Origin of the sequence: Bradyrhizobium sp. McL0615 (assembly GCF_049993905.1) — a bacterium.
GTDB lineage: Bacteria > Pseudomonadota > Alphaproteobacteria > Rhizobiales > Xanthobacteraceae > Bradyrhizobium.
Genome location: NZ_CP188254.1, coordinates 1,393,754 through 1,408,266 on the forward strand (window position 1 = coordinate 1,393,754; position 14,513 = coordinate 1,408,266).

Sequence of the window (14,513 nt, forward strand, 5' to 3'; positions counted from 1 at the left end):
AAGCCGCGCACTCCGGATTTGCTTAGGATGCGGCCCTCATTTCGCGCGCCGCGGCGACCATGTTGACGAGAGCCGGGCGGACCTCTTCCCATTTACGGGTTTTCAGCCCGCAATCCGGATTGATCCAGAGTTGCGCATCTGTCAGCCGTTGTCGCGCCAGCGAGAGAAGCTCCGCCATCTCGCTGACCTCGGGAACGCGCGGCGAATGGATGTCATAGACACCGGGCCCGATCTCGTTGGGGTATTTGTAGGTCTTGAAGGCGTCCAGCAATTCCATCTTGGAGCGCGACGTTTCGATCGAAATCACGTCCGCATCCATGGCGCCGATCGCGTCGATGATGTCGTTGAACTCAGAGTAGCACATATGGGTGTGGATCTGGGTTTCGTCGGCCACTCCGCTCGAGCAGATGCGGAAGCTCTCGACGGCCCAGTCGAGATAGGTTTTCCATTGCGACTTCCGTAGCGGCAGGCCTTCACGCAAGGCCGCCTCGTCGATCTGGATCATTTTCGCTCCGGCCCTTTCGAGGTCGATGACTTCGTCCCTGATCGCGAGGGCGATCTGCCGGCAGGTCTGGCTGCGTGGGATATCGTTGCGCACAAACGACCAGTTCAAAATGGTCACCGGTCCGGTGAGCATAGCCTTCATCGGCTTCTTTGTCAGGGACTGGGCGTAACGCCACCACTCGACCGTCATTGGCTCGGGACGAGAGACGTCCCCGAACAGGATCGGTGGCCTGACGTAACGTGAACCATAGGACTGCACCCAACCGTGCTTGGTGAAGGTGAAGCCTGACAGCTGCTCACCGAAATACTGCACCATATCGTTGCGTTCGAACTCGCCGTGCACAAGCACGTCGAGACCGATTTCCTCCTGCCAGCGAACGGCGTGCGCCGTCTCTTCCTTCAGGAATTGCTCGTATTGCGCGTCGCTCATCGTGCCCTTGCCGTGCGCCGCCCGCGCATTGCGAACCTCGGCGGTTTGGGGGAATGAGCCGATCGTCGTGGTGGGGAATGCGGGCAGAGCGAACCGCGATCGCTGCACGCCGGCCCGCTTGGTGAATATGCTGTTACGTCGGCGCATCGTTTCGTCGATTGCGGCCATGCGCCGGGCAACGCTCGTACTGTGAATCTTTGGCGATGTCTCGCGGGCGATGGCTGCGGTTGCCGACGCTGCCAGCGCGTCAGCGACCTTTTCGCTGTTGCCGGCGAGCGCCTGGCCGAGCACGGCGAGTTCGCTGATCTTCTGCACAGAGAATGCAAGCCAGCTTTTCAGGTCAGGATCGAGATCGGCTTCCAGTTCGAGATCAATCGGAACGTGGAGCAGCGAGCATGACGGCGCGATCTGGACCCGGCTGGCGCCCAGTTCGGCGATTGCCGGCTTGAGCCGTTCAATCGAGGCAGCGAGGTTCGCCCGCCAGACGTTGCGGCCATCGATGGCCCCGAGCGAGACAATCAGATTCTTCGGTGCACGGAAGATGACGTCGTTCAGTTGGTCCGGCGCGCGAATGAGGTCGATGTGGAGGCCGGCAACAGGAAGCGCCAATGCGGTTTCCAGATTGTCGCCGAGCCCGCCAAAATACGTCGTCAGCATGATTTTGAGCGAGGGCAACGCCTTTGCAAACGCCGCGTAGGTGCGCTGCAGCGCTTGCCGCGCAGTATCGTTCAGATCGAGAACCAAACAGGGTTCATCTAGCTGCACCCATTCGGCGCCGCTTTTCGCGAGCTCTTGCAGAACCTCGATATAAACCGGCAACAACGCGTCGAGCAGCGACAGCGGATCGAGCGTCGGATCGGAGCTCTTGCCAAGCTTCAGGAAGGTGACCGGACCGACCAGAACCGGGCGCGTCTGATAGCCGAGGCTCTTCGCTTCCTCATATTCTTCAATAGGCTTGCGCGAAGAGAGCTTGAAGGTTTGCCCTTTGCGGAATTCCGGCACCATATAGTGATAGTTGGTGTCGAACCACTTGGTCATTTCCTGTGCGGGCGCGCCATGCGACGACCCGTGTTCATGATGGGCATGCCCGCAGCTTTCGTCATGGCCGGTGCCTTCTGTGCCGCGCGCCATCGCGAAATAGGTGGAAAGCGAGACCTCGCCACCTTTCCAGCCATATACTTCCGGTATTGCGCCGACCATCACGCTGGTGTCGAGTACCTGGTCGTACATTGAAAAGTCGTTGGACGGGATGACCGTGACGCCAAGCGACTTTTGACGCGCCCAGTTTGCGGCTCGAAGGCCAATGGCCGTGTCGCGCAATGCCTGTTCGCTGGATTTGCCAGACCAAAAGCTTTCCAGCGCTATTTTGAGTTCGCGGCGGGGTCCGATCCGCGGCGTTCCGAGCGTTGCAACAGGAAGTGAAGAAGTAGACATGGCTTAACCCCAAAAGTTGGGGGCAAAGGCCGAAGTGACACGTCTGGATTCCGCGTACGGCAGGAAGCGCGCGCGGAATCGCAACCGCACCACCGGGACACCCCGCCCGTGGACGTGTATGTTGTCGAGGCAGGTCTCCTGGCTCACGGGTCAATGCTGCTGTCCGGCCTTCCCGAAACCAATCGTGGTCTCAGTGACTTTGTTGGACAGCAGCTCGCCGCTTACAGTTGCGGGGGCAGCTCCGGCTTTCCACCGGCTTCCCTCTTAGCTTCGGGCCGAACGAGCCCGAAGAACCACGACAGCTTCAGTTAAGGTCAACGGCAATCCCAGTCAATACGGGCCCCGATGGGCAGCTACCCATCAATCCGGATGAGCGACGTTGGGCCAGCGAAGCAATCAGGCCTGCGGCATGCCTTCGGGGACGATGGTCTTGACGATGGAAGCGTCGAGCGCCTCGTATTCGTGCAGCCCGATCGTTGCGTACAATTCGGCGCGCGTCTGCATCTGGTCCAGCATCGTGTGGGTGCCGCCGTCGCGCTTGAGCGCCGCGAACAGATGTTGCTGAGCCTTATTGGCGACGCGGAGCGACGACACCGGCCAGATCACCATGCGATAACCCATCGCCTCGAACTCGGACGCGGTGAAGAACGGCGTCTTGCCGAACTCGGTCATGTTTGCCAGCAGCGGAACGCCGCGAACGCGCCTGGCGAATTCCTCGAACATCTCGCGCGAAATCATCGCTTCCGGGAAGATCGCGTCCGCTCCTGCCTCCAGATAAAGTTTGGCGCGCGCTACCGCGCCGTCCATGCCTTCGCTGGCCGCAGCATCGGTTCGCGCGATCAGATAGAGATGACGCCGCGCCCTGGCGGCGGCGGCGACCTTGGCCGCCATGTCGTGCGCATCCGCGAGCTTCTTGTCGTTGAGATGGCCGCATTTTTTTGGAAGCAGCTGGTCCTCGATGTGAACGGCCGCGGCGCCGGCGTCCTCGAAGGTGCGCACCATGTTCATGACGTTGAGCGCTTCGCCATAGCCGGTGTCGCCATCCACCAGCACAGGCAGGCCGCTGGCGCGCGCCACCTGGCGGATGAAGAAGGCGACTTCCTCGATCGTGATGATGCCGAGATCCGGCAGGCCCATCGAAGCCGTCACCGCCGCGCCGGACAGATAGAGCGCGGAAAAACCGGCGTCTCGGGCCTGCAGCGCGGCCATTCCGTTATGCGTACCCGGCATCTGGAGAATGCCCGGCCTGTCCAGGTGGTCGCGGAAGCGCGCCCCGGCCGGCTTGTCTTCTATGTCGGCTCCCACGAGATATGCCATGCTTGTCTCCTTACGCGGCGCGCGGGGCGATTGTCGCTTTGCCGCGCTCATGCAGCGGCACGAACTTCAGGTTCTCCGGGCCGATATAATTCGCGGCCGGACGGATGATCTTGTTGTTGATGCGTTGTTCCATCACATGCGCAGCCCATCCTGATGTTCTCGATATCACGAACAGCGGCGTGAACATCGCGGTCGGCACCCCCATCGCATGGTAGGAGACCGCGCTGAACCAGTCGAGATTGGCGAACATCTTCTTGGCATCGGCCATCACCGTTTCGATCCGGTCGGCGATTTCGAACATCCGGGTGCTTTCGCTTTCGATGCTGAGGCGGCGCGCGACTTCCTTGATCACCTTGTTGCGCGGGTCGGCTATCGTATAGACCGGATGGCCGAAGCCGATCACGACCTCCTTGGCCGCGACCCTGCGGCGGATATCGGCTTCCGCTTCGTCCGTATCGCCGTAGCGCTTCTGCACTTCGAAGGCGATCTCGTTGGCGCCGCCATGCTTCGGCCCGCGCAGAGCACCGATCGCGCCGGTGACCGCGGAATAGAGATCCGAGCCGGTGCCCGCGATCGAGCGCGCGGTGAACGTCGAGGCGTTGTATTCGTGCTCGGCGTAGAGGATCAGGGATGTGTGCATCGCGCGCTCGTGCGATGGTGAGGGCTTCCTGCCGTGGAGCAGATGCAGGAAATGCGAACCGATCGAATCGTCGTCGGTTTCGACGTCGATCCGGCGGCCGTGATGGGCATAATGGTGCCAGTACAGCAGCATGGATCCGAGCGAGGCCATCAGCCGGTCGGCAATGTCGCGGGCGCCGGGCTGGTTGTGATCATGAGCCTCGGGAAGGATGCAGCCGAGCGCGGAGACGCCACTTCTCAGGACATCCATCGGGTGCGCGGCAGCGGGCAGCAATTCCAGCGTCTGCAGCACCGCGAGCGGTAGCCCCCGCAGCGCCTTCAGCTTTGCCTTGTAGTTTCGCAGTTCCGACAGCGTGGGCAGGCTGCCGTGCACCAAGAGATACGCGATCTCCTCGAACTCGCAGGTCTCGGCGACATCGAGAATGTCGTAGCCGCGATAGTGCAGGTCGTTTCCGGTGCGGCCGACCGTGCACAGCGCGGTGTCGCCGGCGATCACGCCGGAAAGCGCGACTGACTTCTTGGGCGCAGGCTTGATGTCCGTCATTTCAATTGCCCCTATCGATTGCCGGCGGCGCGCTGGGCCGCTGTCTGGGCGGCGTTGCGCCAGTCGAAGATTCCGTGCGTCGATGTGCTGCCGAGCAATTTCGGATCGACCGTGAAGGTGAGGTCGGTCAGTTCGCCCGCCTTCAGCGACACCAGCCTTTCCACCGTTGCGATGAAGCGATCCTGCTCAGTCGCGGTGATCACGCCTTCCGCCAAATTGCGGAATTTCCGGACGTAGTCTGTCCGCTTGAACGGCCCGGCGCCGAGCGGATGTGCATCGGCCAAGGCGATCTCGTCGCTGATGACGGAGCCGCCCTTCAGCTTCACGACGACACGTCCGCCGAACGCTTTTTCCTTCGGATCGTGGCTGTGGTAGCGGGCGGTCCATGCGGGGTCTTCGACCGTCGAGATTTTTCGCCACAGCGCGATCGTGGTCTCGCGGCCCGCGCGCTCCGGCGAATAGGATTTCTCGTGATGCCAGCCGCCGTCTTCCAGCGCGACCGCGAAGATATACATGATCGAATGGTCGAGCGTTTCGCGGCTCGCCTTCGCGTCCATCTTTTGCGGATCGTTGGCGCCGGTGCCGATCACGTAGTGGGTGTGGTGGCTGGTGTGGATGACGATGCTATCGATCTTCGAAAGGTCGCCGATCTTCGGTCCCAGCCGGCGCGCGAGGTCGATCAGGGCCTGGCTCTGATATTCGGCCGAGTGCTCCTTGGTGTAGGTGTCGAGAATGGCGCGCTTGGCTTCGCCCTTCTCGGGTAATGGCACGGTGTATTCCGCCTTGGGGCCGCCGAGCAGCCAGGCGATAAAACCGTCCTCACCCTCATAGGCGGGTGACGGCGCGCCTTCGCCGCGCATCACGCGGTCGACGGATTCGATCGCCATCTTGCCGGCGAAGGCCGGCGCATAGGCCTTCCAGCTCGATATCTCGCCCTTGCGCGATTGCCGCGTGGTCGTGGTGACGTGCAGCGCCTGCTGGACGGCCTGATAGATCATCTCAGTGGGCAGACCGAGCAGCGCGCCGATGCCGGCGGCGGCGGACGGGCCGAGATGGGCGATATGATCGATCTTGTGCTCGTGCAGGCAGATACCCTTCACAAGATCGACCTGGATTTCGTAAGCCGCAGCCAGTCCGCGGACGAGGTCCGCGCCCGCCAGTCCGCAGTGCTGGGCGACGGCCAGCACCGGCGGAATGTTGTCGCCGGGATGCGAATAGTCCGCCGCCAGGAACGTGTCGTGGAAATCGAGCTCGCGAACGGCGACCCCGTTGACCCAGGCGGCCCACTCCGGCGAAATCCGCTGCGATCGCGTCAGCCCGAACACGGTTGATCCCGGCTGAAAGGGATGCGCCTCGGCTTGCGCTCGCGCGCTGACAACGGGACGCCGCGCCACCGAGGCTGCGGCAACGGCGGCGTTGTCGATGATGCGGTTGCCCAGCATCTCCACCACGTCGCTCTCGACCGCGACCGTGTCGGCGGCCACCTCGGCGATCTTCCAGGCCAGTTGGTCGGCGCGCGGCAGATGATCGGCCGATTTGAACGTACGAACGCTATGCTGTTTCAAGACGCAGCTTCCTTCTGAATTGGATCGGTGATGGTTGGTTGCGTGATCGGGACCGGGCGGCCGAATTCATTCACCGCGACCATCTCGAACGTTCCACGTACCGCGGATTTTCGTTTGCCGCTGATCAGGTCTTCGCGGATCATGTCGACGGCAACCGTCATGGAGCTGCGGCCGACGCGCACGACCTGGGCCACCAGCTCGACGAGTTCGCCGACATGGACGGGCTCGTGAAATTCGATCTTGTCCGAGGTCGCCATAACGACGCTCTGCCGCGCGTGCCGCGTCGCTGAGACGAATGCCGCCTTGCCCATCAGGCTCAGGGCATGGCCGCCAAACAGTGTGCCGTAGTGATTGGCCTGCTCCGGAAACACCATCTCCACGAACCGGGTTTCGTCGGGATGGAGCTCTGGCGGCGCCGCTGAATGCATTTTCCTGCTCCGGACGACTTGTTATTTCCTCGCGACTTCGCAATATCTACAAACGTACACCGTCGAAATAGCTGAAAAAGCATAGTCTTGCGAAGAAAAGCCGACTGATTTGCAAAGTTTGCGAAGGTGATGCGATGAAAAAGACCTTCATGGGCGTGCGGTTGAAAAGACTGCGGGAGGAGCAGCGCCTGACGCAAGCGGCGCTTGCCGGCAAACTCGGGATTTCCCTGAGCTACCTCAACCAGCTGGAAAACAATCAGCGTCCGCTCACCGTGCCGGTGCTGCTGGCGCTCAATTCGGTATTCGGCCTTGACGTGCAGGCGTTCGCCGAGGGCGACGAGGCGCGCCTGATTTCGGACCTTCGCGAGGCGCTGGCGGATCCTTCGCTGGGAGAGTCGATCGCCGTCGCTGAACTTCGTGAACTTGCGCAGAACATGCCGGCGGTCGGGCGCGCGCTGGTCAATCTCAACCGCAAATACCGCCGTGCCGCCGAGCAATATGCGGCGATCTCCGCGCGGCTCGGCGAGGACCGTCAGGCCACGGCGGCGGTGCTGCCATCCACGCCGTTCGAGGAAGTCCGCGACTTCTTCTATCTGCAGCACAACTACATTGCCGAGCTCGACGACGCGGCGGAAGCGATCGCCGGCCGCCTGGAATTGCCGATCGGACGAATGACGCCGGGCCTGGCGTCGTATCTCGAAAGCCGGCATGGCGTAAAAGTCCTGATCGATGCGATCGACGAACTGGGATCGGGAACGCAGCGCCTGTTCGATGGCCGCACGCGAACACTGCGGTTGTCGCCGAGTCTCGATCCGGGCCAGCAGGCGTTTCAGCTCGCGACGCAGATCGCCATTCTGGAACTGGACGAGGCGATCCGGTCGATCGTCGACAAGCAAAGCTCACCAGCGACGAAGCGCGCGGCCTCGCTCGCATCGGGCTTGCGAACTATTTCGCCGGCGCGCTGATCCTGCCTTATTCCGACTTCCTGACCGAAGCGGAGCGGTGCCGCTACGATATTGAGTTGCTCAGTCACCGGTTCGGCGTCGGCTTTGAAACCATCTGTCACCGGCTGAGCACGTTGCAGCGCCACAATGCGCGGGGCGTGCCGTTCTTCTTCATCCGTGTCGATCGCGCCGGAAACATATCGAAGCGCCAGTCGGCGACCGATTTCCATTTTTCGCGGGTCGGTGGCACCTGTCCGCTGTGGAACGTGTATGAGGCCTTCGCCAATCCCGGGCGTATCCTGACGCAGCTGGCGCGGATGCCCGATGAGCGAACCTATCTCTGGGTTGCCCGCACGGTATCGCACGGCCGAGGAGGCTACGGCGCGCCCGCCAAGACGTTTGCGGTCGCGCTGGGATGCGATGTTCGCCATGCGGAGCGAATCGTCTATTCGCAGGGCCTCAAGATCGATCCGTCACTGGCGACGCCGATAGGCATGGGCTGCAAGGTTTGCGAACGGCCGGATTGTCCGCAGCGCGCGTTCCCACCGGTGGGCCGTGCCTTGCGAATCGACGAGACTCGTTCCCGCTTCGCGCCCTATGCGACGTCATGAGCCGGCGCGGCCGGGATAGCGGGGAAAACGTCTTTCAGGCGGAGAAAGAATCAGCTTCTCGTGCTTTTCATCCCTCGGCCGGATAATTTTTTCTTGAATAGCGGGCATTGCTCTTAACGGCCCATTGACACTCTCCCGCGAATATTACCACATGTAGATGTCACGGTCCGCCAGACCTCAACAGCTGGTGGCTAAGAGGGAAGCTGGTGTATCGCGCGACCGCGCGAGAGTCCGGCGCTGCCCCCGCAACTGTAAGCAGTGAGTTGTTCCCGATTTCACGTCACTGATGCGGCCACGCATTGGGAAGACCGGGGACGACGCCGACCTGCGAGCCAGGAGACCTGCCGCGACAGCAAAAAACGTCCACGGGCGGGGTGTCCGGCGGTCGCTCGCAGAATAGTGCCGGTGCTTTGCGCCGGGCATCCGATGCAGCGTCGCCCCAAGACATCCAGTCCCAACAACACTACGGGGTCTGCCGATGTCGCAATCTTCTCAACTCGTTTCTCCCGAAGCCAAAGCCGCTCCCTTTCTCGCGTTGCGTACGGAATCGCCGGCCTCGCAGGACAGCGCGCCGCCGATGCAGGTGATTCGCCGCAACGGCACGGTTTCGAAATTCGACGCCAGCAAGGTTTCGGTCGCGATGACCAAGGCGTTCCTCGCGGTCGAGGGGCACACCGCCGCAGCCTCCCGCCGCGTGCACGAAATCGTCGAGCAATTGACCTCTGAGGTCGTCGGCGCGCTGTCGCGCCGGATGAGCGAGGGTCGCACCTTTCACATTGAGGACGTGCAGGACCAGGTCGAACTGGCCCTGATGCGCAGCGAGCACCACAAGGTGGCGCGCGCCTATGTGCTGTATCGCGAGGAGCGAACCCGGCAGCGCGCCGGGCAGGAAGCGGCGAACGCGCTTCACGCGTCGGGCGAGCCGTCGCTGCGCGTCACGCTGGCCAGCGGCGCGCAGGTCCCGCTCGATATCGCGCGCCTGACGCTGATCATCGAGGAAGCCTGCGCCGGGCTCGAGGGCGCCAGCGCCGCTGCCGTGCTCACTGAGACGCAGCGCAATCTCTACGACGGCATCGGCGAGAGCGAGCTGGCGCTGGCCTCGGTGATGGCCGCGCGCACGCTGGTGGAGCAGGAGCCGAACTATGCCTATGTCAGCGCACGGCTGTTGCTCGACAAGCTGCGCACCGAGGTGCTGTCGTTCGTGCTTGGTGCGCCGACCAGTGCGTCGCAGGCCGATATGGCGGTACGCTACGGCGAATATTTCCCGGCCTATGTCAAGACCGGCATCAAGGCTGAACTGCTCGATCCCGATCTGGCGCGCTTCGACCTGAAGAAGCTCGCCGCGGCGCTGAAGCCGGAGCGCGATCTGGCGTTTCAGTTCCTGGGTCTGCAGACGCTGTACGACCGCTATTTCCTGCACGAACGCGGCAACCGCATCGAACTGCCGCAGGCGTTCTTCATGCGCGTCGCCATGGGCCTTGCACAACGCGAGATCGATCGCGAGGCGCGCGCCATCGAGTTCTACGATCTGCTGTCCTCGTTCGACTTCATGGCTTCGACGCCGACGCTGTTCAATTCGGGAACGCTGCGGCCGCAATTGTCGTCCTGCTTCCTCACCACCGTTGCCGACGATCTCGACGGCATCTTCAAGTCGGTCAAGGACAACGCGCTGCTGGCGAAATATTCCGGCGGGCTTGGCAACGACTGGACCCGCGTGCGCGGGCTCGGCGCCCACATCAAGGGCACCAATGGCGAAAGCCAGGGCGTGGTGCCGTTCCTCAAGGTGGCGAACGACACCGCGATCGCGGTCAACCAGGGCGGCAAGCGCAAGGGTGCGGTCTGCGCCTATCTCGAGACCTGGCATATCGACATCGAGGAATTTCTGGATCTGCGCAAGAACACCGGCGACGACCGCCGCCGCACCCATGACATGAACACCGCGAACTGGGTGCCTGATCTGTTCATGCAGCGCGTCGAGTCCGATGGCGAATGGACGCTGTTCTCGCCGGACGAGACGCCCGACCTGCACGACCTCTACGGCCAGCCCTTTGCCGAGCGCTATGCGGCGTATGAGGCAAAGGCGGCGCGCGGTGAAATCCGGGTGTTCAAGCAGGTTCGCGCCACGGATCTCTGGCGCAAGATGCTGACCATGCTGTTCGAGACCGGGCACCCCTGGATCACGTTCAAGGATCCCTGCAATCTGCGCTCGCCGCAGCGCCATGCCGGCGTGATCCATTCCTCGAACCTCTGCACCGAGATCACGCTCAATACCTCCGACGACGAGACCGCCGTCTGCAATCTCGGCTCGATCAATCTGCTCAACCATGTGCGGGAAGGGCGGCTGGATGAGCCGCGGCTGCAGCGCAGCGTGGCCATTGCGATGCGGATGCTCGACAACGTCATCGACATCAACTTCTACACCATCCCGGAAGCGCGCCGCTCCAACCTGCGGCACCGTCCGGTCGGTCTCGGGCTGATGGGATTCCAGGACGCGCTGCAGGCGTTGCGGATCGCGATGGCATCCGATGCGGCCGTGGCCTTTGCCGATACCAGCATGGAGATGATTTCCTACTATGCGATCTCGGCCTCGGTCGATCTGGCGGCCGAGCGCGGGCGCTACCCATCGTTCGACGGCTCGCTGTGGAGTCGGGGTATCCTGCCGATCGATTCGATCGAACTGCTGGCGGAAGCCCGCGGCGGCCTCGCGATGGACCGCGGCACGGTGCTTGACTGGGATCGTTTGCGCGAGCGCGTCAAATCATCCGGCATGCGCAACTCGAACGTGATGGCGATCGCGCCGACGGCGACCATTTCCAATATCTGCGGCGTGGCGCAGTCGATCGAGCCCGCCTACCAGAACCTCTATGTCAAATCCAACATGTCGGGCGACTTTACGGTCGTGAACGAGTTTCTGGTGCGCGACCTCAAGGCGCGCGGGCTGTGGGACGAGGTGATGGTCAACGACCTCAAATATTTCGACGGCAGCGTCGGCGCCATCGATCGCATTCCCGACGACCTCAAGGCGCTCTATGCCACCGCTTTCGAGATCGACAGCGCCTGGCTGATCGAGGCGGCCTCGCGGCGGCAGAAATGGATCGACCAGTCGCAGTCGCTCAACCTCTATATCGCCAACCCTAGCGGCAAGAAGCTCGATGCGCTCTATCGGCTGGCCTGGACCCGTGGGCTGAAGACCACCTATTACCTGCGGTCGCGCAGCGCGACGCATGTCGAAAAATCCACGCTCCGGGGCACCGACGGCAAGCTCAACGCCGTTGCGGCCGCACCTGTGATGTCGGCGGGCGCGCCGATCATCTTGCCATCAGCGATCACGGCGCCTGACCTGTCCGGCGCAATCGCGTGTTCCATCGACAATCCCGAATGCGAAGCCTGCCAGTAAGCAGACAAGAAAAGAAGGAAACGACAATGCTCGACTGGTCAGAACCCGCGTCTCCCGTGCGTCGGATGCCGCCTCCCTTGGTGGCGCAAACCGTGGTCGCGGCCGATCAAACCGGCCTCGGCACCATCGATCGAGGCGGCGGACGCGTGTCCGTGGACGACAAGCGGATGATCAACTGCCGCGCCGACGTCAATCAATTGCTACCGCTGAAATACAAATGGGCGTGGGAGAAATACCTCGCCGGCTGCAACAATCACTGGATGCCGACCGAGGTCTCGATGCAGGCCGATATCGCGCTCTGGAAATCGCGCGACGGTCTGACGGAAGATGAGCGGCGCGCCATCAAGCGCAACCTCGGCTTCTTCGCGGCGTCTGAAAGCCTCGTCGCCAACAACATCGTGCTGGCGATCTACCGCCACCTGACCAATCCGGAATGCCGGCAGTACCTGCTGCGGCAGTCCTTCGAGGAGGCCGTGCATACCCATACCTTCCAGTACATCGTCGAAAGCCTTGGCCTCGACGAGGGCGAGCTGTTCAACATGTACCGCGAGGTGCCCTCGATCACCGACAAGGCGGCGTGGGCGCTGAAGCACACCCAGCATCTCGACGATCCCGATTTCAAGACCGGCGCGCCTGAAGCGGATCAGGCGTTCCTGCGCGATCTCGTCGCTTTCTACGTCATCTTCGAGGGCATGTGGTTCTATACCGGATTTGCCCAGATCCTCTCGCTCGGCCGTCGCAACAAGATGGTCGGCATCGCCGAGCAGTACCAGTACATCCTGCGCGATGAATCGATTCATCTGAACTTCGGCATCGACGTCATCAACCAGATCAAGATCGAGAATCCGCATCTGTGGACGAAAGCCTTTCAGGACGAAGTCCGCGCCATGGTGCGTGACGCGGCCGAACTGGAAGCGGCCTACGGGCGGGACACCATGCCGCGCGGCTTCCTCGGTTTGAATGCGGCGTTGTGCGAGAGCTACATGCACTTCATCGCCAACCGTCGTTGCGCGCAGCTCGGGCTGGCGCGGGTGTTCGAGGAGACCGAAAATCCATTTCCCTGGATGTCGGAGGCGATGGACCTGAAGAAGGAGAAGAACTTTTTCGAGACGCGGGTGATCGAATATCAGAACGGCGGGGCGCTGAGCTGGGAGTAGGGGTGGCTTGCACCTGTAGATCGTCGTCCCTGCGAACGCAGGGACCCATACCGCGTGATCCATCAATGAGGCACGGTAGCAGACGCTCTGCTACTACTGCGAAGTGTGCCCAGTCCGTCGGCCGCGGCGTATGGGCCCCTGCGTTCGCAGGGGCGACGAGTTGTGGGTTATCGCCTTTCTCTCCGTTCGCAGGGACGACGCAAAAATCCTGCCGTTGCCGCGCCAAAACTTAAGATTTCCTCAATTCGGCCCGGTCTATTGCTTTAGGGGCGTGCGCTTTGGGACAGGGCGCGCCCAGGCAAGGACCGCGCATGACCGCCTCTCTTTCCACCTTCAAGACCGCAGGCGAGCAAATTTCGATTCCGCCGTGGCTCGTCAGGGTCTGCCTGGTGCTGGCGGTTGCGAACCTGACCCTTTGCGGGGTGGCGTATTTCTCGCACTGGTGGGTTTACGATGCGAACGGCCTCGGCATCCCGACCGATTTCGTCAACGTCTGGGCGGCGGGCCGCCTGGTGCTCGATGGCCTTCCGGCGCAGGCCTATGACTGGGACATCCAGAAGCAGGTCGAGGTCGCGAAACTCGGCCAGGATTTCGTCGGCTATTTTGCCTGGCACTATCCGCCGCCATTCCTGTTCGTCGCGTCCTTGCTGGCGCAGCTTCCCTATCAGGCCGCCTATATCGGCTGGGTCGTGGTCAGCTTTCTGCCCTTTCTTGTCGCGATGCGCGCGATCGTCGGCCGCGACTTCGGCTATCTGCTCGCGCTCGCGATTCCGATGGCCTTCATCAATGCGCTGGTCGGGCAGAACGGCTTCCTTACCGCGGCACTGATCGGCGGTGCGCTCTATCTGACCCCGGTACGGCCGGTGCTGGCAGGCATCTGCCTCGGGCTGTTGACGTACAAGCCGCAATACGGGCTGCTGTTTCCGATCGCGCTGATCGCGGCCGGGCATTGGCGCGTGTTCATCAGCGCCGCCGTCACGGCTGTCGTGCTGGCCACAGCTTCCTGGCTCGCCTTCGGCATCGAGAGCTGGCTGGCGTTCTTCCACTGGATGCCGAAATTTTCGCAGACGTTCCTGACCGAAGGCAAGGCCCCATGGTGGAAGCTGCAAAGCATCTTCTCGCTGGTGCGTTACTTCGGCGGCAGCGAGCCGCTTGGTTGGGCATTCCAGTGGGTCCTCACCGCCTCCGTGGCCGTGGTGCTGGCGCTGATATGGCGAAGCCGCGTGCCGTACACCTTGAAGGCCGCAGCGCTCGCCGCCGGTGCGCTGCTGACCACGCCCTATCTCTTCATGTACGACATGATGGTGCTGGCGATCCCGATCGCGTTCCTGGTCCGCATCGGGCTGAAGACCGGTTTTCACACCTACGAGCTTCCGATGCTCGGCGCCGTCGTCGCTCTCATCGTCTGCTACATGTTCACGGGTATTCCGACCGGCCTTGGCGCCACGCTGGTCGTGTCGATGCTGATCCTGCGCCGCGCCGGATCGTGGTGGCGGCCTGAGCCGGCGCCAAGCCTGGTCGCGGCAGGGGCGTGAACGGCGCG

9 protein-coding genes, 1 pseudogene and 2 riboswitches are annotated in these 14,513 nt (G+C 62.5%); of the genes and pseudogenes, 5 read left to right on the plus strand and 5 right to left on the minus strand.

The window, feature by feature from the left end; translation table 11 throughout:
- Window positions 1–22 precede the first annotated feature (22 nt).
- From metE to ACPPVP_RS06610, 5 genes are all read right to left on the minus strand, one after another.
- The gene (metE, locus tag ACPPVP_RS06590) at window positions 23–2,368 is read right to left on the minus strand and encodes a 5-methyltetrahydropteroyltriglutamate--homocysteine S-methyltransferase (RefSeq protein WP_426532421.1); all 2,346 of its coding nucleotides are present in this window, start codon (window positions 2,366–2,368) and stop codon (window positions 23–25) included.
- Window positions 2,369–2,479: 111 nt separating this feature from the next.
- Window positions 2,480–2,681: riboswitch (cobalamin riboswitch) on the minus strand.
- A gap of 83 nt (window positions 2,682–2,764) precedes the next feature.
- On the minus strand, window positions 2,765–3,685 hold the full coding sequence (gene prpB, locus ACPPVP_RS06595; protein ID WP_426532422.1) for a methylisocitrate lyase: 921 nt from the start codon (window positions 3,683–3,685) through the stop codon (window positions 2,765–2,767).
- A 10-nt stretch (window positions 3,686–3,695) separates the two neighbouring features.
- On the minus strand, window positions 3,696–4,868 hold the full coding sequence (prpC, locus tag ACPPVP_RS06600) for a bifunctional 2-methylcitrate synthase/citrate synthase (protein WP_426532423.1): 1,173 nt from the start codon (window positions 4,866–4,868) through the stop codon (window positions 3,696–3,698).
- Between the two features lie 11 nt (window positions 4,869–4,879).
- Window positions 4,880–6,433, minus strand: a complete 1,554-nt coding sequence (locus ACPPVP_RS06605; protein WP_426532425.1) for an MmgE/PrpD family protein — start codon at window positions 6,431–6,433, stop codon at window positions 4,880–4,882.
- Complete coding sequence (locus ACPPVP_RS06610; RefSeq protein ID WP_426532427.1) at window positions 6,430–6,861, minus strand: acyl-CoA thioesterase; 432 nt, start codon at window positions 6,859–6,861, stop codon at window positions 6,430–6,432. The genes ACPPVP_RS06605 and ACPPVP_RS06610 overlap by 4 nt, the downstream gene beginning before the upstream one ends.
- 149 nt (window positions 6,862–7,010) lie before the next feature.
- Between ACPPVP_RS06610 and ACPPVP_RS06615 the strand changes: the two are divergent.
- The 5 genes and pseudogenes from ACPPVP_RS06615 to ACPPVP_RS06635 form a co-directional block, all read left to right on the plus strand.
- Window positions 7,011–7,876: pseudogene (locus tag ACPPVP_RS06615) on the plus strand (ImmA/IrrE family metallo-endopeptidase); the annotation flags it as partial.
- 6 nt (window positions 7,877–7,882) lie between these two features.
- Window positions 7,883–8,416 (plus strand): helix-turn-helix domain-containing protein, encoded by a 534-nt coding sequence (locus tag ACPPVP_RS06620; RefSeq protein WP_426537701.1) that lies wholly within the window; start codon window positions 7,883–7,885, stop codon window positions 8,414–8,416.
- A gap of 146 nt (window positions 8,417–8,562) precedes the next feature.
- A riboswitch (cobalamin riboswitch) is annotated at window positions 8,563–8,779 on the plus strand.
- Window positions 8,780–8,894: 115 nt separating this feature from the next.
- Window positions 8,895–11,813: a ribonucleoside-diphosphate reductase subunit alpha gene (locus ACPPVP_RS06625; protein ID WP_426532429.1), complete on the plus strand. Its 2,919-nt coding sequence runs from the start codon at window positions 8,895–8,897 to the stop codon at window positions 11,811–11,813.
- A 26-nt stretch (window positions 11,814–11,839) separates the two neighbouring features.
- The gene (locus ACPPVP_RS06630; RefSeq protein WP_426532431.1) at window positions 11,840–12,970 is read left to right on the plus strand and encodes a ribonucleotide-diphosphate reductase subunit beta; all 1,131 of its coding nucleotides are present in this window, start codon (window positions 11,840–11,842) and stop codon (window positions 12,968–12,970) included.
- Window positions 12,971–13,281: 311 nt separating this feature from the next.
- Complete coding sequence (locus ACPPVP_RS06635; protein ID WP_426532433.1) at window positions 13,282–14,505, plus strand: glycosyltransferase family 87 protein; 1,224 nt, start codon at window positions 13,282–13,284, stop codon at window positions 14,503–14,505.
- Window positions 14,506–14,513: the final 8 nt, after the last annotated feature.